The following is a 19244-nucleotide window of genomic DNA, read 5'->3' as shown; positions in this document are numbered from 1 at the left end:
GCCCTCCCCTCCCGCGCCACCGCCGCCCAGCCTTCCTGCCCGCCTGCCGAGTGCGTCCTCTTGGGCCCGTGAGACAGACGTTCAGGATGCCGCTCCCATGACGAGGGAAACGGCATCCCGGCCATAGCTCAGCTCACCCCACTCCCGCCGCAGCCGACGACCGCATCGGTCGGTGGTCGGCCCGCCCCTTCTCGTAGACCGTCAGCCCCCGGGCCAGATGAAGCGGTACCAAGAGCAACTCCACGATGAGGGCCTTCCAGGCGTAGACGAGATTGACCGCCTTGGTCGCGTAGACGCAGGGGATGTTCAACAGCACCCCTGTCAGTGGGAGTTTGCGGCGGAGGGCGGCGTAGATGAGCGGTGGTGTCGTCAGCAGGAGTTCGGCGCCGGCCCACCAGAGGAAGGCGAGTGCGGGTGGCTGGTCTGTGGTCGCGGTGATGACGAACGGAGTCGCCCACCACAGGGGTGCGGTGAGGATCTCCAGGAGAGCGAGCAGGACCCAGACTGCCAGCAAGGGTTTGTGCAGGATCAGCCGCCCGAGATGGAGCCGGACGTTCTGACAGAAGCCGGCCATCCAGCGCCAGACCTGTTTGCGGAGGTAGGTGAGGTCTTCCGGGTCGGCGGCCAGGGCGACGGCGTCGGCGACGTAGACCGCGCGTCTGCCCGCGATCTGCTGGGACCACGTGTAATCCATGTCCTCGACGATGGTTCGTTCCGGAAAGCCGCCGAAGGCCATCAGGTCGTCGCGCCGGAAGACGGAGCAGCACCCCGAGCAGACCATGGGGCTGTTGGCGCGGGCCTGGATGGGGCGGTGCCAATGGAAGCCGAAGAGATATTCGGTGGAGCGCCCGCGTTCCCAGAGTGTGCGGGTGTGGCGGGTGCGGACCGTGCCCGCGGCGATCGAGACGCCAGGGTCGTCGAAGACGGGCAGGACGGTCTCGATGTAGTCCGGCGCGAGGACGGTGTCTGCGTCCACGGCCAGTACGAGGTCGGTGTCGCATTGCGGCAGGGCGTAGTTCTGCGCCTTGGCCTTGCTACCGAGATTCCGTGGCGGCCTCAACACGGTCACTCCATGTGAGGCCGCCACCTCGCCCGTGCGGTCCGTGGATGCGTCGTCCACTACCAAGACGCGGTCAGGCGGGACGGTTTGAGATGCGAGGGACTCCAGCGTGGCCGGCAGTCCCTCCTCCTCGTTGTGAGCGGGCACGATGACGGTGATGGTGTGCAAGTCGATCTCCCCCTGTCTTGCGGATCGCGCCAACTACGACGGTGAGCAGTCCGATCACGCCGTAGACGATGGTGCTGATGCCGATGAACGGCAGTCCTCCGTGCATGTCACCGACGGTAGGGGAGGTTGCGGCTGACGTGGTTCCGGAGGAAGCCTCCTGTGGATAACTCGCCCAACGGGCCGGGACAGATGCTGAGTTGAGGCGCATCCAGCACCAGGGCGGAGCGTCGGTGCGCAACGGAGCTGGCCGGGGGGAGGTGACACGCCTTGGCCGAGGTCCGGCGCCGCTCGGACCCAGGGGCCGACTGCCTGCGCCGGACTCATACGTCGCGCAGCGGAGGCGGGCGTGCGGCCTCGAGGAATAGGAGGTGGTCCCGAGGAGTCAGCCGTCGGATGCTGTGGCAGTCACTTCGGACTCGTCGCGATCGCTTCCGCCCATCGCCGACCGCTGCCGGGAATCGCCGTTGGTCGTGGTGCTGCGCGGGAGTTTGGCCGCGGCCAGGGCGCCGGTTGCGGCGATGGCCGTCAGGGTCAGGAGGGTGGGGCCCATTGCGGAGAGGAAGGCTTCGGCGGTCCAGTGGGGTGCGCCGGGTGAGTAGGCGCCTGTGGTGGTGGGGGTCGTGAGGGTCACCAGCATGGTGGCGGTGGCGACGCCCAGTGTCGGGCCGATGTTCATCGCGGTTTGTTGGAGGCCGCCTGCCACTCCGGCGTGGGCCGTGGGCACATGGCGCACGATGACGGCCGTCGCCGTGACCATTACCGTGCCGAAGCCGGCGCCCAGTAGGAGGAAGCCCGCGCCGATGGCCGGTGCCGTGGAGGTCCGGTCGAGTTGGGACAGCGCGAGGATGCCGAGGGTGAGGAGAACCATCGCCGTCACGGTCGTCCGGCGGGGGCCGTACCGGCGCTGTAGTACGGCCGAGGCCGGGGCGCTCAGCACCATGAGCACTGCCAGGGGCAGCACGCGCAGACCGCTCTCCAGCGGGTCCAGCGCAAGGACGTCCTGAAGGAAGTAGGTGCTGACGAACAGCGTGCCGAACAGGGCCGCTGACGCGGAGAGGAGGACGGCAAGGGCCGAGGCAATGGTGGTCGAACCGGCCACGGAGAGGGGGATCAGCGGGCTCGCGGTGCGGCGCTCGTGCCGGATGAAGGCACCGCAGGCGAACGCGGCCACGGCCCCGCCCAGTGCGGTGACCACCGTCCAACCGGATTCCGGAAGGGCGACGAGGGTGTGCACGAGACTCACCAGCGCCAGTGCGAGGAGGCAGGCGCCCGGCAGGTCGAGGCCACCTGCGGCACGAGCGCCACCAGCGGTGGTGGTTTCAGCGGCAGTGGTACCGGCGCCGCCGGCGGATGCCTCCCCGGGCGCGAAGGAGGAGGCGGAGTCAGAGACAGGGACGGAGGAGGCGGAGGGAGGGGCGGGGGCGGGGGCGGGGACAAGGGCAGACCCCCGGACAACCAACGCCAACCCGCCGATCAAGCCCGCCGGCACCACATTGAGGAAGAAGACCGCCTGCCATCCCCAGTGCGCGACGAGTGCGCCGCCGAGAACCGGTCCGGCGGCGGCTGCCAGCCCGATGGCGCTGGTGCGCAGGGCGAGGGGCATGCCGAGTTGGTCGGGGGGATAGGTGGCGCGGAGCATGCCCAGGGTGGCGGGTTGCAGGAGGGCGCCGAAGATGCCCTGGGCCACGCGTAGTCCGATCACCCAGCCGACGCCGGGGGCCAAACCGATTGCCGCCGAGGTGGCGCCGAAGCCCAGGATCCCGAGGGCGAAGAGCTGTTGGTGGCCGTAGCGGTCGCCGAGTCGGCCGGCGAAGACCAGCAGGCTCGCCACGGCGATGAGATAGCCGGTGCTGGTCCACTGGACCTGCCCGAACGAGGCGTGCAGATCCCGTTGGAGGGCGGGCTGCGCCACGGTCAGTACGGTGCCGTCCAGGGCGACGATCACGGCCCCGGTGACACTGCCGGTGAGGACGAGGCGTTGCAGGCGTCGGGTGGTCATCGGCCGGCCGGCCCGAGGTGCGCGTCCAGGGCGGCCCGGAGCAGCGGCTCGACATCGTCGGCCCCCGTGGCGAGTTGCAGGCTTCCCCACCTCCAGAGTTGGGCGATGCCGTGCAGATTGCTCCACAAGGCGCCCGCGACGACCGGTGGCGGCAGATCGGACTGCGGCTGTGCCCGGGAGACGAGGTCGACGAGTGTCTGGAAGAGCGGCAGGCTGGTTTCCCGGAGGCCGAGATGGTCGCTCTCCAGCAGGTCATGACGGAACATCAGCTCGAACATGCCGCGGTGGGTCAGCGCGAAGTCGAGGTAGCCACGCCCCAGGGCCATGAGCTGGGCGCGGGGGTCCGTCCGGTGGTCGTCGATGTGCGTCGCGACCTGGTCGGCCAGATCGGCGAAGCCCTGGCGGGCGATGGCGGACAGCAGGGACAGATGGGTAGGGAAGTGGCGCCGCGGGGCCCCGTGGGAGACCCCGGCCCGGCGGGCGATCTCCCGCAACGACAGTGCCTGCACGCCCTCTTCGGCCAGCAGGTCGATGCCGGTCTGCACCAAACGGGCACGCAGACCCGCCGCGTCTTGATCACTCATAGACACTGTCTACCGCATGACAGTAGACAGTGTCTATGCGGCAGCTTAGGCAGTGCCTACGCGGGGTATCGCTCCAGCGGTCGAGGACGGGCGTTGAAGCCGTCCCGGCGTTGTCACGGGGCAGGGGGCCGTCCCGGCGTCGTCACGGGGGAACACTGGGACCGTCCAGGCGCAAGTCGCGGAGCGCACAACGACGCCGACCACCGCACCCCACAGCCACGACCGCACAACGACCCCGGCCGCCGCGCCCCGTGGGGGCGAGCGCGGCGGCCGGCGTGTGGAGCTGAGGGAGTCAGGTGGTTACTTGACGACCTTCAGCAGCTTGTTGGGCGTGCCCTCGCTCGGGTTCGTGATCTTGTCGGGCGTGGCGCCGTCGGTCAGGGCCTTCTCCACGTCGGCCGGCTTGGCGTCCTTGTGACCGGCCAGGTAGACCGCGGCGGCACCGACGACATGCGGGGTCGCCATGGACGTACCGGAGATCGTCTTGGTGGCGTCGTCGCCGGTGTTCCAGTCCGAGGTGATGTCGGAGCCGGGGGCGTAAAGGTCGACCACCTTGCCGAAGTTGGAGAAGTCGGACTGCTCGTCGTCCTTGGTGCTGGAGGCCACGGTGATGGCTTCCTTCACCCGCGACGGGGAGCCCTGGCCCGCGTCGGAGGACTCGTTGCCCGCCGCGACGGCGAAGGTGACACCGGCGTCGATGGCCTTCTTCACGGCCGCGTCGAGCGCCTCGTCCACGCCGCCGCCGAGCGACATGTTGGCGACCGAGGGGCCCTTGTGGTTCTTGGTGACCCAGTCGATGCCCGCGACGACCTGCTCGGTGGTGCCGGAGCCCTCACCGTCCAGGACCTTGACGCCGACGATCTTGGCCTTCTTGGCGACGCCGTGCTCGGTACCGCCGATGGTGCCCGCGACGTGCGTGCCGTGGCCGTTGTCGTCCTCGGCCTTGTCGCTGCCGTCGATGGCGTTGAAGCCGTACGACGCCCGGCCGCCGAAGTCCTTGTGCTTGATGTGGACACCGGTGTCGATGACGTAGGCGGTGACGCCCTCACCCGCGCTGTCGGGGTAGTTGAACTTCTTGTCGCCCTTGGTGTCCGCCTGGTCGATGCGGTCCAGGCCCCACGACGGCGGGTTGGCCTGGGCGCCGTCGATGTGGAACTTCTTGTTCTGGACGACCTTGTCGACGGCCGGGTCGGCGGCGAGCTGCTTGGCCTCTTCGGTGCTCAGACCGGTCGCCGAGAAGCCGTCGATGGCGGAGGAGTAGTTCCGCTTGACCTCGCCGCCGTACTTGTCGGCCAGGTCGCCGCTCTCCGCGGTACGGATGCCCTTCTTCATCATGACGATGTAGCTGCCATTCACGGCGCCCTTGGCCTCGGCTCCGTAGATCTTGCCTTCGGCGGCCGGGGACGCGCCCGCGGTGACCGCGGTGACGGCGGCGATACCAGTGGCGGCAACAGCGGCGGATATCGCCGTGACAAGCCGCTTCTTGCTGGAACGCTTGTGAGCCATTGCGAGGATTCTCCTCGTTCGTGGTGTGGGGGGAAAGCGTTGCGCAATAGCCCGAACAGACCGGAAGATCTGCGTCGGACTGGCTCGAAACCCTGTCTGATTGATGAGTTCAATTCAAGGCCAGCCGGGTCGTGTGAGATAAGCAACAAGGGCACTGAAATGGGAAATGTTTCAGAAGTGGTCAAAGTGGCCCAGGAGTTGAACCGGAGGGACTCAACTCCGTTTACGTTCACGCAATGGAGGGTGACGGGGCGGTGAACGGTGCGGCCGGGGCGGTGGGCGATACCGGTGACACACGCTCCGGTGGGCGCGAGATGTTTGTCACCCAATACGGAGTGGAGCAGGGGCAGTTGGGACGGACCGGTAGCTCCGACAATCCGCCGACGGCGGACTCTGGACCGTGCGCCCATAGGGGACTCAGGACCGCACGCCGATAAACGCCCCGCGCACACTTCGGCACCCTTCGGCACCAAAAGGACTTCGCGCGCACTTCAGCGCCGATGGGGTCTACAGGCGCGCTTCAGCGCTGATAGCGGGCCAGCACCAGATTGCCGTCCTCGACGAGCCGCTTCCGCAGGGTGTCGAGGCCGATGGCGCCGCTGTAGTACTCCTGGAGGCCCGGGGTGGCGATCTTGTCCTTCCATTCCGGATATCCACGGACGGACTGGGCCGGGGCGGAACGCAGCGAGTCCGCCAGTGCGGTGCCGGTCGCCCAGTCGTATCTGGCGACCCGTAGGGCCGGGTCCTTCAGGGCCTCCTGACCCGTCGGCAGCAGCCAGTCGCCCAGGGCGAGCCGGACCATGTTCGGCGGGCTGAGGAAGAAGTCGATGAAGGCCATCGCCTCCTCCTTGTACGGGCAGTCCTCGGCGATCGACAGGGTCTGCGGGCTCACGCCCTGATCCAGGGCGGTGCCCTTGGGGGCGGGCAGCACCGTCCAGTCGAAGCCCTTGGGTGCCTGCTGGGCGATCTGCTGACGGTAGGAGAAGCCGAGCGGCACCATCGCGTAACGCCCGGCGAAGAAGCCGGGGAGGGTGTCGGAGCCGCCCATGCCCAGCGTCGTACGGGAGGCGCTGCGGTCGGCATTGACCTGGTCGTGGATGGTGCGCGGCACCCTCTGGTCGGCGGCGTCGAAGCGCACCGCCACCTTGCCGTCACTGCGGCGGTGGAAGATCTGGCCGCCCGTGGACAGGGCGAGGTTGAGGGTGGCGGAGACGGGTTCCTTCAGTGGCCAGGCGATGCCGTAGGTGGTGCCGCGGGTCAGGCGTTGAGCCGCCTCCTCGAACTCAGGCCAGGTCCAGGGGTGTTCGGGGGTGGGGATGCGGACGCCGGAGCGGTGCAGCTTGGCACGGTTGGCGATCAGCACGCGCGGTTCCTGGAGGAACGGGACGCCGTGGATGCGGCCGTTGAAGGTGCCGGTGTCCCAGCTCCGCTGCGGGATGTCGCGTTTGAGGCGCGGCGAGATGAGGGCGGTCAGGTCGGCGAGGTCGCCGCCGTAGGCGAAGTCCGCGAGGTCGTCGGAGGCGTCGTGGATGATGTCCGGGGCCTCGCCGCCCTCGAAGGAGGTCAGCAGCTGGTCGTGGACGGTGGGCCAGGCGCCCTGGACGTACTGCACCCGGATGCCGGGGTGTTGCCGGTTCCATGCGGCGACCAGCTGTTTGTTGGCCTTGAGTGAGTCCTGCTGCCAGGCCAGCGACTGGAAACGCAGGGTGATCCGGCCACCGGCCGACCGGCGGCGACCGTCGGAGCAGCCCGGCAGCAGGGCCGCGGCCGGGAGTGCGGCGGCCGCGGCGAGCAGGCCCCGCCGGGTGACACGGCAGCCGGGCGCGGGGTCGTGACGCATCAGCTCTTCACCGCCCCGGCGAGCATCCCGCCGGTGATCCGCCGCTGGATGACGGCGAAGAGCAGCAGGCTCGGGAGCGTGGCGAGGAGCGCGGCGGCGGCGAGCGGGCCGAGGTCGGCGACGCCCTCGGCCCCGAGGAAGTGGGTCAGCACGACCGGCAGCGTCTGTTTCTCCGGGGACTTGAGCAGGACCAGGGCGAAGAAGAACTCGTTCCAGGCGGTGATGAAGGCGAACAGCGCGGTGGCGACGATGCCGGGCGCGAGCAGCGGAGCGGTGACCGAGACGAGCGTACGGAGCCGGCCGGCGCCGTCCATCGCCGCCGCCTCCTCCAACTCCCGTGGTAAGGCCCGGACATAGCCGGTCAGCATCCAGAGGGCGAACGGCAGTGACCACACCACATAGACCGTGATCAAACCGATCCGGGAGTCCACCAGATGGAGCCCCTTCAGGATCAGGAACAGCGGGATGATCACCAGCACCAGCGGGAAGGCCTGGCTGATCACGACCCAGCCGGTGGCCGCCCGTGAGAGGCGGTTGCGGACCCGGGCCAGGGCATACGCCATCGGGGTCGCCAGCAGGATGGCCAGCAGCGCGGAGACCGCCGCGGCCAGCAGGCTGTTGCCCGCGGCCGCCGCCAGCGGCTGCTGTGCGAAGGCATGCCGGAAGTTGTCCAGGGTCGGCGCCTCGGGGATCCAGGTGGGGTGCAGGCTGGCCAGTTCCCGCGGTGGCTTGAAGGCGGTGGAGAGCAGCCAGAGGAACGGGAAGGCCAGGAAGGCGAGATAGCCGAGGAGGGCGGCGTACTGGCCGGTGCGGGTGGCGGTGCGGCGGGGAGCGAGGTGGGTGCCCTTACGTCGTGGGGTGCGGACGTTTGTAGCGCCGGGCGGGACGCTTCTGGGGCGGCTGCCGTCGGCCCGTTCGGTGGCGTTCACCGGTCGTCGTCCCCCTTCAACCGGCCGACCAGATAGAGGGCCAGCAGGACCGAGATCACCGCGACCATCGCCAGGCCCATCGTGGCGGCGTAGCCGAACTGCCCGTAGCGGAAGGCCTCTTCATAGGCGAACAGCATCGGCAGTCGGGTCCGGCCGCCGGGGCCGCCGTCGGTCAGGACGAAGACCAGGGCGAAGGAATTGAAATTCCAGATGAAGTTGAGCGCGGTGACGGCGAGAGCGATGGGCCGGAGGGCGGGCCAGGTGACGGTGCGGAAGCGGCGCCAGGCGCCCGCGCCGTCCATGGACGCCGCCTCGTGCAGTTCACGGGGGACGTTCTGGAGACCGGCCAGCAGCGTGACGGTGGTCTGTGGCATTCCGGCCCAGACGCCGACGACGATGACCGCGGGCAGCGCGGTGGCCAGCCCGCTCAGCCAGTCCCGGCCGTCGCCGGCTCCGGACAGGCCCAGGCCCAGGCCGCGCAGGGTCTCGTTCAGGATGCCGGCGTCGGGGTGGTAGACCAGCCGCCACATGATGCCGACGACGACCTCGGGCATCGCCCACGGGATGATCGCGAGCGCCCGGGCCAGCCAGCGCAGCCGCAGATCGAGATGGAGCAGCAGGGCCAGGCCGAGGGCGAGAAGGAACTGCGGGACGGTGACGCCGAAGGCCCATAACAGGCCGATCCGGAACGAGTCCCAGAACAGCGAGTCCTGGAACAGATCGGAGAAGTTCAGCAGCCCCACGAAGCGGGTGGCCTGGGTCCGGCCCGACTGGGCGTCGGTGAACGCCAGCCCGATGCCGTACAGCAGCGGCCCCACGCTCAGCACCAGGATCGGGAGCAGCGCGGGCAGCACGAGGAACCAGGCACCCAGGTCGCGCCGGGGCCGGGTGGCGCGGTCCGCGGCCGGTGCGGTGGGCCGCCGGGGTGCGGTCGCCAGGGTCATGGGAGCGGCTCCGCGCGACGCGGTCCGGACGGTCTGGTGCCGTATGCCCCCGCCGTTGGCACTGCTGCCATCGCTCCCCCTCTTCCCCGTCGGCCGTTCCCGGCCGCCGTCATCGTCGTGACGGCCGGCACCCCCGTCAAGGTCCCCGGCCGATTCCGGCGCGGAACCCCCGCGCCGGATGCCTTCCGGCCGGGGCCGCGGGTCCTACCTGCGACACTGGTCGCGTCCATGCACCAGGAGGCATCCCGATGACCGAACCGAGCCCCGCCGCCTTCACGGAGGCGCGCGCCCGGGACGTGCTGGCCGCGGCCGGGCACCCCGAGGCGGCCGCCGACGCCGCGCTGCTCTCGCTCGGCGAGAACGCCGTCTTCGCCCTCGGCGACCACGGCCCGGTCGTACGGGTGGGCCGCAGCACCGAACTCCTGGAGCGCGCCGAGCGGGAGCTGGGCGTGGCGCAGTGGCTGGCCGCCGAGGGCGTGCCGGCCGTACGGGCCGCGGAGCCCGTGGCGACGCTGGCGGACGGACATCCCGTGACCTACTGGCAGCGGCTGCCGGAGGCCGTCCGCCCGGCCGGTCCGGACGATCTCGCCGCGCTGCTGAAGCTGGTGCACGCGCTGCCGGAGCCACCGTTCGCGCTCCCCCGGCGCGAACTGCTCGGCGGTGTCGAGCGCTGGCTGCGGCTGGCCGGCGACGCCGTATCGGCCTCGGACGCGGAGTATCTGCGCGGGCGGCGGGACGCCTTCGCGGCCGCCGCCACGGCCCTGGAACCGCATCTGCCCCGCGGCCCCATCCACGGCGACGCGCTGGCCCGCAACATTCATGTCGGGCCCGGCGGCCCCGTGCTGGTCGACCTGGAAACCTTCTCCTCCGATCTGCGGGAACACGATCTGGTCGTGATGGCGCTCAGCCGGGACCGCTACGGCCTGACCGCCGACGCCTACGACACCTTTGTGTCCGTCTACGGCTGGGATGTCCGGGACTGGGAGGGCTGCGCCGTGCTGCGCGGGTCGCGGGAGACGGCGAGCTGCGCCTGGGTGTCCCAGCACGCGCCCGGAAACCCCGCGGCACACAAGGAGTTCCGGCGCCGGATCGCCTCATTGCGCGACAAGGACGCGACGGTGCGGTGGTATCCCTTCTGAGCGGGGCGGGCTGACGGGCCCGGCCCGGCGGCCCGCGCGGGCCGCACTCGCTCAGGCGCCGGCCTGGTACGGGATCAGCGGCCAGGCCGGCTCGACTATCGCCCGGGGGTCACCGGAGCGCCGCAAATACGCCTGGAACGAGGCGGCTTGTTCGGCGGCCGCCTGCTCCTGGAGGGTGTGCAGCGCACGGGGCGACGGGAGGGCGACGGCCGGGTACTTCTCCCCGATGCGCCGGGCGACGCCGGCCGCGGCCGCCGCGTCGGCGCCCGCCTCGTGTGCGCCGTCGAGCCGGACGCCGTAATGACCGCAGAGTGCCTGAAGGGCACGCTTCCCCTTGCGGTAGCGGTCCACATGCTTGTCCAGCACGAGGGGGTCGATGACCGGTGCGGGCGCGTGCCCCAGGCGTTCGGTCAGGGTCCGCAGGCCGTGGCGGCGGCACTCGCGGTCCAGCAGCGAGAGGTCGTAGCGCGCATTCATCACCACCAGCGGGATCTCCGCGCGCAGGGCATCGGCCAGCGCCTCGGTGATCTCCTCTATCGCGGTCGCCGGCGCACGCCCGTGCTCTTGGACGTATGCGGTGGAAATGCCGTGAATGGCCGCTGCCTCATCGGGAATCGGCACACCCGGATCGACCAGCCAGGTCAGCTTGGCGGCCGGCCGGCCGTCGCCCTCCAGCCGGAGCAGGGCCGCGGTGACGATGCGGTCCTGCTCGACGTCGGTGCCCGTGGTCTCCAGATCGAAGCTGACCAGCAGCCCCTGATGCCAACTCATGCCGAAACCTCACTTCGCCCGGCCTCGCACTCGCGCGGCGCGCACCCCTCCATGACGAACCCCCGGCCCTCGGCCGGGGGAATCCCCCTGCTGCACCCGCTCACGCGGCCTCCTTCGGTGGTACTTCCCCCGTTGCTCGCCCACTCTCGCACGCACCACTGACAATCGGCCGACGGCCTGTCGCGGCAGGAGCCCCACCCGTCCCCCGCACCCCTAGGGCGTGTCCGCAAAGTCCCGTCGTTCGCCCGGAGGGCGGGGCTCGCGGCGTCTGGTGCGTGCGCTCGCAAGGCGGAGGGTCGTCCTCGTAGTGGGCCTACGTGGACGATCCCGACAACACAGCGAGCGTGCGTGCCAGACGCCGCGAGCCAGGCGGGACTTTGCGGACACGCCCTAGGCTGACCGCCATGGACCTACGGCTGGCAGGACACGCGGCGCTGGTGACGGGCAGCAGTGCGGGGATCGGTGCCACGATCGCCGAGACGCTGGCGGACGAGGGGTGTGACGTCCTCGTCCACGGGCGGAACGCGGGGGCCGCGGCGGCCGTCGCCGAGCAGGTCGCGGCCCGTGGCGTGCGGGCCGAAGTGGTGCTCGGCGATCTGACGGAACCGGGCATCGCCGAGCAGGTCGCCCTCACCGCACGGGACTTCGGTGCCCATATCCTCGTCAACAACGCCGGTCCGTTCGCCGAGCACGACTGGGAGAGCTCCCGGCCGTCCGACTGGCGGGCCGCCTTCGAGGGGAATGTGCTGCCGACGGTGCGGGTCAGCCAGACGCTGCTGCCGTCGCTGCGCGCCCACGGCTGGGGCCGGGTGATCACCATCGGCAGCCGGGCGGTACGGACACCACTGCCCCACATGGTGACGTACTCCGCCGCCAAGGCCGCCGTGGTGAACATGACCACCAGCCTGGCCCGGCACCTCGCCGGGACCGGGGTCACCGCGAACTGTGTGAGCCCGGGGGTGATCGTCACCCCCTCCATGTACCGGATGTTCGAGGAGCGGTCTGCCGAGGACGACGGCAGCCGGGGTGAAGGGGAGGGCGGACCGGACGAGGCGGAGCTCGTCGCGGAGTATGCGCCGAATCCGAGCGGACGGCTGGGGCGCCCGTCGGACATCGCGGCCGCGGTCGCCTACCTGGCGAGCCCGCTCGCGGACTATGTCAACGGGATCGAGCTGCGGGTCGACGGGGGGATCACGGGGACGCCGTAGTTCTCACCTGGCCGCCCATCTTCCCCACCCGGCGGCCGGTCTTCTCACCTGGCCGCCCCTACCCCGCTTTCCTCCTACCCCTCCCCTTTCTCCCATTCCTCCGAATTGCCCCCTACTCCCCCTACTCCCCGTTCCCCTCCCCCGCGTCTCCCGTCGCCTCCTTCACCAGCACCTCCGGTGTCACGCCCGCGCCGCTCGCGTACGCCGCCTCGAACGCCGCGGCGCCCAGGCTCCGGCGTGCCGTGGCCGTGCTCCGTGCCACATCACCGCGCTCCGCGGCGGGCTGGGGCGCCCCCGCGGCAGTGCGGGCCGCGGCCGCGCACCCCAACAGCCGGGCCACGACGGCGCACCGCCCAGTTAGGGCCGCCACCCCGGCCAGCCCTTCCAGGGCCAGCGCGACGGCGCGCTGGTCAGCCGTGGCGTGGGCCGACGCGAAGCCGTCCAGATGGTGGCGGCGGGCGGTCTCCGCGTCGCCCCGCAGTTCGGCGAGGAAGCCCAGCTCGCCCAGGACGAACGCGGTACCGGGGTCGCCGTCGCGGCCGAGGCACCACTTCAGCCAGGGCAGCAGATGCGCCTCGGCGTCGTCGAGGCGGCCCTCCCGTCGGGCGCCGAGGGCGAGTCCGCATTCGGCGAACATCTCGCCCCGCAGATGGGACTGTTCCGCGGCCAGCCGCCTGCCCCGCTCGTGGAAGCCGTGCGCGGCCGGAAGGTCGCCCGTCAGCAGCGCGATCCGGCCCAGTCCGGAGAGCTTGTACGAGGCCTGGATCCAGAGGCCGAGCTCCTCGGCGATCCGCAGCCCGTCCTGATGGAGCCGGGCCGCGCGCGCGTAGTCACCGGTGATCTCCGCGAGGGCGGCGAGCACATCGGCGGCCTGCAACTGGCCCCAGCGGTCGCCCAGTTCGCGGAAGAGCGCGGCGCTCTCCTCGGCGTCGCGGAGCCGGGACCGGAGGTCCCCGCCGCCGGCCCCCTGGGCGCGGCTGCACAGCGCCGCGGCGATGCCCCAGCGGTCGCCCAGGGCCCGGAAGGCGGCCAGCGAGTGCGCCACCCGCTCCCCGGCCGCCGCCGGGTCGCCCAGACCGATCTGGGCGAACCCCAGGAACCATTGGGCCCAGGCCCGGCCGGCCGGGTCGTCATGGGTCCCGTACTGCCGGAGCACCGCGGTGGCCTGCTCCACGGGGTCGACGTCATCGCCCGCCAGCGAGGCCATCCCGACCTGCCAGACGGCGGCCCGCAGCCGGCGCCCCTCGGCGGCCGGGTCCCCGGCGTCCCGCGCCGTCTCCGGGCGTGCCCCGTACGCGGCGAGGGCCGCGGTGAGCGAGCGGCCCGCCTCCGCGAGCCGGCCGCGCAGAAACCAGTACCAGGCCAGCGCGTTGACCAGGCGCAGCGCGCGGTCCGCGGCGCCGTCCCGGACCGAGCCGTCCAGGGCGTCCCGCAGGTTCGCCGTCTCCTGGTCGAGCCGCTCCAGCCAGGCGCGCTGGTCCGGCCCGTAGAGCAACGGGGCGGCGTACTCGGCCAGTTCGGTGTAGTGGCGGTGATGGTTGCGGCGTACGGCGGTCAGTTCGCCGGCCTCGCGGAGGCGTTCGAGGCAGTAGGCGGCGACCGTCTCCAGGAGCCGGTAGCGGGGCCCGTACGGCGTGCGGGCCACCGCCACCAGGGAGCGGTCCACGAGACGGGACAGCAGATCCAGCACCTCGTCCCGGTACACGCCGTCGCCCGCGCAGACCGTTTCGGCGGCCTCCAGGGTGCAGCCGTCGGCGTGGACGGCGAGCCGGCGCAGCACGGCGCGTTCGGCGGCGGGCAGCAGCTCCCAGCTCCAGTCGATCATGGCGCGCAGGGTCTGCTGGCGGGGCGGGACCCCGCGCCGGCCGGACGCCAGCAGCCGGAACCGGTCGTCCAGCCGGGCGCTCAGCTCCCGTACGCCCAGCGCCCGTACCCGGGTGGCGGCCAGCTCCAGGGCGAGCGGGATGCCGTCCAGGCGGCGGCAGATCTCCACCACGGCGGCGGTGTCGTCGGCGTCGAGGGCGAAGCCGGGGTCGGCGGCGCTCGCGCGGGCCGTGAACAGCTCGATGGCGCCGTCGGGTTCCAGCGGCGGTACGGGCCACAGCGTCTCGCCCGTCAGGCCCAGCGAGTCCTGGCTGGTCACCAGGACGCGGAGGTCCGGGGCGGCGGCGAGGAGTGCGGCGGTGACCTCCGCGGCCGCCTCGACGAGGTGCTCACAGTTGTCCAGGACGAGCAGTAGGCGCTTGCCGCGTACCGCGCCGACGAGGCGCTCGGCCACCGGTCCGGTCGAGGAGCCCTCCCGGATGCCCAGTACGGACAGCACGGCCTCGGCCACGTCGGCTGCGGTGCGCTTGCTCCCGGTGCCCCGCGCGGGGTCGTCCGGGCGGCTCAGCGCGGCCAGTTCGACGAGCCGGACACCGTCCGGGAAGGAGTCGGCCAGCCGGGCCGCGGCCTCCAGGGCGAGGCGGGTCTTGCCCACGCCACCGGGGCCGGTGAGCGTCACCAGGCGGGTGTCCGGGAGGAGGGCCGCGATCCGGTGTACGGCGTCCTGGCGACCGAGGAGTGCGGTGAGGGGGGTGGGGAGGTTGGTGCGGGGGCGGGGGCCGGGCGGCGGGGCGGTGGTGCGGGGCGCCGTCGCCGGGTCGCCGGGGCGGGATACGCCGCCGTCGTGCCGGGTGCTTTCGCCGGGCGGCTGCCACCGCTCCTGGCGGAGGATCGCCTGGTACACCCCGGCGAGTTCGGGGCCGGGGTCCACGCCCAGCTCGTCGGCCAGCCGCGTCCGGATCTCCCCGTAGGCGGTGAGTGCCTCGCTCTGCCGGCCGGCCCGGTACAGGGCGGTCAGCTGGAGGGCGCGCAGCCGTTCGCGGAGCGGGTGCCGGGCCACCAGACCGGCCAGCTCGGCGGTCAGCGGGGCGTGCTCGCCCAGCTCCAGGCGGGCCGCGGCCCGTTCCTCCAGGGCGGTCAGCCGCTGCTCCTCCAGGCTCTCGGCCACCGGGCGCACCAGATCGCTGTCCGCGAAGCCGGCGAAGGCGGGGCCGTGCCACAACTCCAGTGCCTCGCCGAGCAGTTCGGCCCGCTCCCGGGCCGTGGCGGCGGTGTGGGCGCGGGCGGTCAGTGCCGTGAAGCAGGCGGCGTCCAGGGCGTCGGCGGCGATGTCCAGCCGGTAGCCCGGCGGGGTCGCCGTCACCAGTTTCCGGGCGCCGGGTTCCGCGGTGTCCAGGGCGCGGCGGAGCTGCGAGACCTTGCTCTGGAGGGAGGCCGTGGGATGGGCGGGCGGCCGCGGGCCCCAGAGGTGTGCGACGAGCCGGGCCGTGGAGACGGGGCGGCCGTGGTGTGCCAGCAGCGCGGCGAGCAGGGCGCGTACCTTCGTCTCCGGGACGGGGGCGGGGCGGCCGTCGGCGGACCGCACGTCCAGGGGGGCGAGTACACGGAAGTGCATTGCCCCACGGTAGTTGGGGGCCGGCCCGCAGTGCCGGGGCCCCGTAGTACGGCAGCTGCCGCCCCCGTGGGTGACGGGGGCGGCGGGCAGCGGGCGGTTCAGGAAACCGGCCGGGAATCCGCCCACATGCTCTCGAATTCCTCGCGGTAGGTCTCGAAGAGACCGTGGTCGCCGTCGCGGGTGTGCGGGGCGTCCTGGCGGACGACCTCCCGGCCGCCGCCGCGCAGGACGAGAACGGGGGATTCCATTCCGCGGCTCTTGCGCAGGTAGGGCTGGACCACGGCCACACCGTCGGGACCGTCGCCGTCGACGAGGTAGGCGGTGAAGCGCGGGGTCTCGTCGAAGACCTGGATCTCGAAGGCGCCGGGGTCGCGCAGCCGGGCCCGGACCCGCCGCATATGGAGGATGTTCATCTCGATGGAGCGGCTCATCTCGCCCTTCTTCAGGCCGATTTCGCGCTCCCGGCGGCGGACCGCGCTGCTGGCCGGGTTGAGGAAGAGCAGCCGGACACGGCAGCCGGATTCGGCGAGCCGGACCAGGCGGCGGCCGGAGTAGTTCTGGACGAGGAGGTTGAGGCCTATACCGACGGCGTCGAGGCGGCGGGCGTCGCCGAAGAGGTCCTCGGCGGGGAGCTGGCGCTGGAGCCGCACCCGGTCGGAGTGCACCCCGATGACATCGGCGTAGCGGTCGCCGACCAGGTCCTCCACCGCGTCGATGGGCAGCCGTCCGGAGATCCGGGTGCCGACGCCGGAGCCGAGTATGTCCAGGAGCCGGGCGGAGGCGCGCTCGGCCTGGGCGAGGACCGTCTCGGACAGGGCGCGGTTGCGGGAGACGATGTTGCGGGCGACTTCCAGTTCGTCGAGGGCCAGCTCGACCTCGCGGCGGTCGTCGAAGTAGGGCTCGAAGCAGGGCCAGTGCTGGACCATCAGTTCGCGGAGTTGCGGCAGGGTCAGAAAGCTGACGATGTTGTCGTCGGCGGGGTCGAGGAGGTAGCCCTTGCGGCGGCTGACCTCGCGGACCGCGACCGCGCGCTGCACCCACTCCTGACCGGCGGGGCCGGCCGCGGCGATGACCCATTCGTCGCCGTGCACCGGTTCGTAGATGGGCCGCAGGACGGCGGCGACGACGGCCCGCAGCCGTTGCTCGACGAGATTCAGCCAGATGTAGGCGCGGCCGGCCCGGCGGGCGCGGGTGCGCACCTCGCTCCAGGCGTCGGCGCCCCAGTCCAGCTCAGCGCCGATCTCCAGCGGTCGTGCCAGGGACACCGCGCCGGGCGGTGCGTCGACGGAGCCGCCTTCATGGCCCTCATGACTCTCGTCACCAGGGGGCAACTCCAGCCCGCCGCTCACCTGCCACCGCCTTCCGAACCCCCGTGCCAACGATCAAGGCAGACTACTGCGGTGCGGGAGGCGGTGCAGCAGGATGGATCGAGTCGGTTACCAACTCCCCTTATCCATAGTGCCCGTTGTGCCCGGACAGCGGGGGCGGAGTGAGCGGATTCATAGCCGTGACATCGCGCGGGACCAGCTGGAAGCCCTGCCAGTGCACGGGCATCGGCTCCTGGTCCTCATCCCTGGCGATGTGGTGGAACCCGATGTTGACCCACGCGATGGGGTGTTTCAGCGGCTGGCCGTTGACCCAGGTGTCGACGCTCTTGCCGGCCCGGGCTCCGCAGTTGGCCAGGTTGTTGCTGGCGAACTGTTCACATTTGTTGTACTCGGTGAAATAGACGTCATGTGTGGTGTAACTGCGCCCGCTGTATTTGGTGGTCGGTCCGGGGACGATCTCGTACGAGCGCGGGTGGCCGTCCTTGTTGCGGCCCGCGCCCACCACCCGCCACCAGCGCAGCGGACCGGCGTCACCGGCCAGCTCCTTGGTGACCGGCTTGCGGGTGGTGCGGATGGTGGGGGTGCGGCCGCCGGGCCGGACGGTGGTGGCGGAGTCGAACTGCTCGACCTTGTTGGCGGCGGAGCCGCCCAGGCCGAAGTTGAGCCGCCAGAAGACATTGTGGCTGTGGCTGGTGGCGTAGTCCTTGGCGCCCCTGCCGAGCGGGGCGCCCCGGCCGTCCCCGGCGTCGTAGTCGCCGGGTGAGACGGTGCCGGTGGCGCCGACCTGCACCGTCATGGCGCCGTCGCCGGAGAACCGCCATTCGCTGATGTATTCGTACCAGCCGACCTTGTTGACGGTGTAGAGCAGCAGGTCCTTGCCCTGGAGCTGGTAGATCTTGGCGCGCTCGCCGGGGTAGGGACCCATGCGGTAGGCGTGGCCGCGGGCGCGGGTGGTGGCGCACAGGCCGCTGACGTCGGGGTGCGCGGGGTCATAGGCGCCGGGGACCCGGACGGTCTTGATGGTGCCGCCGGGGCATTCGGCGGGGTCGAGCTTCTGGAGGCCCTGGGCGAAGCCCTGGCCGGTGAGGTCGTCGAATTCGTTCCGGCCGTCGTCGTAGGGGACGTGGATCTGGGCGAGCTTGGCGCTGGTGAGCACCTTGACCGGGGTGCGTTCGCCCTTGGGCTGGTAGGAGACGTCGTCCAGGACGAGCCCGGCGTTGCCCTCGTAGTGCCAGCACATGCGCCAGACGGTGCCGCCGTCCAGCGTCTGGGTGATGCGGTGGGCGGCGCCGCAGTTGGGCGTGGGCGCGGGTGCGGCGGGGGCCCCGGGGGCGGCCTGGGCGGCCGGGCCGGTCGTCAAGGCGGCCGTGGCGAGCAGCAGGGGGACGGCGGCGAGGGCCGCGGCGCGCCGGTGCGGGCGGCGGGTGGCAGGGGTGCGTCTTCCGGGCAAGGCGGGCTCCGGTGAGGTGGATGCGGTCGGTGGCGGCGGTCAGCCGAGACGGGCGACGGTGCGGGCGCTGAGGTCGATCACGAAGCGGCGGGTGTCGATCCATTGGCCGTCCTTCACCTTGGTGAAGAGGCGGATGCAGCGGTGTTCCCCGCAGTCGCCGAGGGCGCCCGGCGCGTCGCCTTCGGCGCGGCCGCGGTAGACGAAGCCGGTGACGGAGAGCGGATCGGGCCCGGTGAGGTCGTGTCCGGTGGCGTCGCGGTAGTCCTGGCGCAGCCCGGAACCCAGCGGGGCGACGATCAGCAGCCGGGCCGCCTCGACGGCCTCGGCGTGGCTGGGCGGCGGCTGGACGCCGTGCCGGGTGTCCGTCGACTCGACCTTCGAGGTCGTGAGGTTGACGGTCTTGGTGAGGTAGCTGTCGCTCTTGTAGTCGTAGTAGGAGACCAGCGCCCGGCGCGGCGGGTCGGCGAGCCCGGTCTCCGCGGGGGTGAGTTCGGCCAGGTCGGTGGTGAGGCGTTCGGGCCCGGGCCGTCCTGTGACGTCGGCGGCGGCGCCGCGCCGGGTGGGCGGCAGCGCCAGCTCCTGGGCGCGCCGGAGTTCGTCGTCGGTGAGCGGGTCCCGTCCCCGGCCGCGCTCCCCCTCCGCGGCGGCTTTCTCCACGACGCCGGGTGGCGGCGGCCCCTGGTCGTGTCCCGGGGCGGCCGCGGCGGGCCGGCTCCGGGGGTCCGTACCGCCGGTGGCGCCGGCGTCGGACGGCAAGGTGATCGCGACCATGGCGGCAGTGCCGGTCAGGGCGACGGCGGCGCCCGCGACGGCTTTGCCCAGGTGGCGGTGCATCAGATGGCGCACGGTTCCCCCCTGCTGTCACATCCTCGTGACACG

The 19244-nt window shown here is 71.9% G+C and carries 14 protein-coding genes; 2 read left to right on the top strand and 12 right to left on the bottom strand.

From position 1 onward, the window contains the following. Window positions 1-133: 133 nt before the first annotated feature. The 7 genes from QT196_RS30950 to QT196_RS30920 form a co-directional block, all read right to left on the bottom strand. Complete coding sequence (locus tag QT196_RS30950) at window positions 134-1228, bottom strand: glycosyltransferase (protein ID WP_168481963.1); 1095 nt, start codon at window positions 1226-1228, stop codon at window positions 134-136. Between the two features lie 382 nt (window positions 1229-1610). After that, a complete protein-coding gene (locus QT196_RS30945; protein WP_290356112.1) occupies window positions 1611-3227 on the bottom strand; it encodes an MFS transporter in 1617 nt (538 codons plus the stop codon). Beyond that, entirely contained in the window at window positions 3224-3811 is a 588-nt protein-coding gene (locus QT196_RS30940; RefSeq protein ID WP_266731757.1) for a TetR/AcrR family transcriptional regulator, read from the bottom strand. Before QT196_RS30940 ends, QT196_RS30945 begins: the two co-directional genes overlap by 4 nt. Window positions 3812-4111: 300 nt before the next feature. Next, the gene (locus QT196_RS30935) at window positions 4112-5317 is read right to left on the bottom strand and encodes a S8 family peptidase (protein WP_168481956.1); all 1206 of its coding nucleotides are present in this window, start codon (window positions 5315-5317) and stop codon (window positions 4112-4114) included. 520 nt (window positions 5318-5837) lie between these two features. Beyond that, on the bottom strand, window positions 5838-7157 hold the full coding sequence (locus QT196_RS30930; protein ID WP_290356111.1) for a sugar ABC transporter substrate-binding protein: 1320 nt from the start codon (window positions 7155-7157) through the stop codon (window positions 5838-5840). Further along, window positions 7157-7927, bottom strand: coding sequence for a carbohydrate ABC transporter permease (locus tag QT196_RS30925; RefSeq protein ID WP_290356753.1), 771 nt, complete (start codon window positions 7925-7927; stop codon window positions 7157-7159). The genes QT196_RS30930 and QT196_RS30925 overlap by 1 nt, the downstream gene beginning before the upstream one ends. Window positions 7928-8082: 155 nt before the next feature. Continuing rightward, a complete protein-coding gene (locus tag QT196_RS30920) occupies window positions 8083-9030 on the bottom strand; it encodes a sugar ABC transporter permease (RefSeq protein ID WP_168481953.1) in 948 nt (315 codons plus the stop codon). A gap of 248 nt (window positions 9031-9278) precedes the next feature. Between QT196_RS30920 and QT196_RS30915 the strand changes: the two genes are divergently transcribed. After that, window positions 9279-10169: an aminoglycoside phosphotransferase family protein gene (locus QT196_RS30915; RefSeq protein ID WP_290356110.1), complete on the top strand. Its 891-nt coding sequence runs from the start codon at window positions 9279-9281 to the stop codon at window positions 10167-10169. 51 nt (window positions 10170-10220) lie between these two features. Here the strand turns inward: QT196_RS30915 and QT196_RS30910 are convergent, their stop codons facing one another. Next, the gene (locus QT196_RS30910; protein ID WP_168481947.1) at window positions 10221-10940 is read right to left on the bottom strand and encodes an exonuclease domain-containing protein; all 720 of its coding nucleotides are present in this window, start codon (window positions 10938-10940) and stop codon (window positions 10221-10223) included. A gap of 404 nt (window positions 10941-11344) precedes the next feature. Between QT196_RS30910 and QT196_RS30905 the strand changes: the two genes are divergently transcribed. Further along, window positions 11345-12148, top strand: coding sequence for an SDR family NAD(P)-dependent oxidoreductase (locus QT196_RS30905; RefSeq protein WP_168481944.1), 804 nt, complete (start codon window positions 11345-11347; stop codon window positions 12146-12148). Between the two features lie 121 nt (window positions 12149-12269). Here QT196_RS30905 and QT196_RS30900 read toward each other — a convergent pair whose 3' ends face one another. The 4 genes from QT196_RS30900 to QT196_RS30885 all read right to left on the bottom strand — a co-directional run bounded on the left by QT196_RS30900 (window position 12270) and on the right by QT196_RS30885 (window position 19211). Further along, a complete protein-coding gene (locus tag QT196_RS30900; RefSeq protein ID WP_290356109.1) occupies window positions 12270-15587 on the bottom strand; it encodes a BTAD domain-containing putative transcriptional regulator in 3318 nt (1105 codons plus the stop codon). A gap of 98 nt (window positions 15588-15685) precedes the next feature. Beyond that, window positions 15686-16936 carry an SAV2148 family HEPN domain-containing protein gene (locus QT196_RS30895; RefSeq protein WP_063770835.1) on the bottom strand — a complete coding sequence of 417 codons (1251 nt, stop codon included), beginning with the start codon at window positions 16934-16936 and terminating at the stop codon, window positions 15686-15688. Window positions 16937-17036: 100 nt separating this feature from the next. Beyond that, entirely contained in the window at window positions 17037-18296 is a 1260-nt protein-coding gene (locus QT196_RS30890; protein ID WP_290356751.1) for a copper amine oxidase, read from the bottom strand. A 108-nt stretch (window positions 18297-18404) separates the two neighbouring features. Further along, on the bottom strand, window positions 18405-19211 hold the full coding sequence (locus QT196_RS30885; RefSeq protein WP_168481937.1) for a Tat pathway signal sequence domain protein: 807 nt from the start codon (window positions 19209-19211) through the stop codon (window positions 18405-18407). Window positions 19212-19244 lie beyond the last annotated feature (33 nt).

The organism is Streptomyces sp. P9-2B-2 (assembly GCF_030406865.1).
GTDB classification, from domain to species: domain Bacteria; phylum Actinomycetota; class Actinomycetes; order Streptomycetales; family Streptomycetaceae; genus Streptomyces; species Streptomyces platensis.
This window is presented reverse-complemented; position numbering and strand designations above follow the sequence as displayed.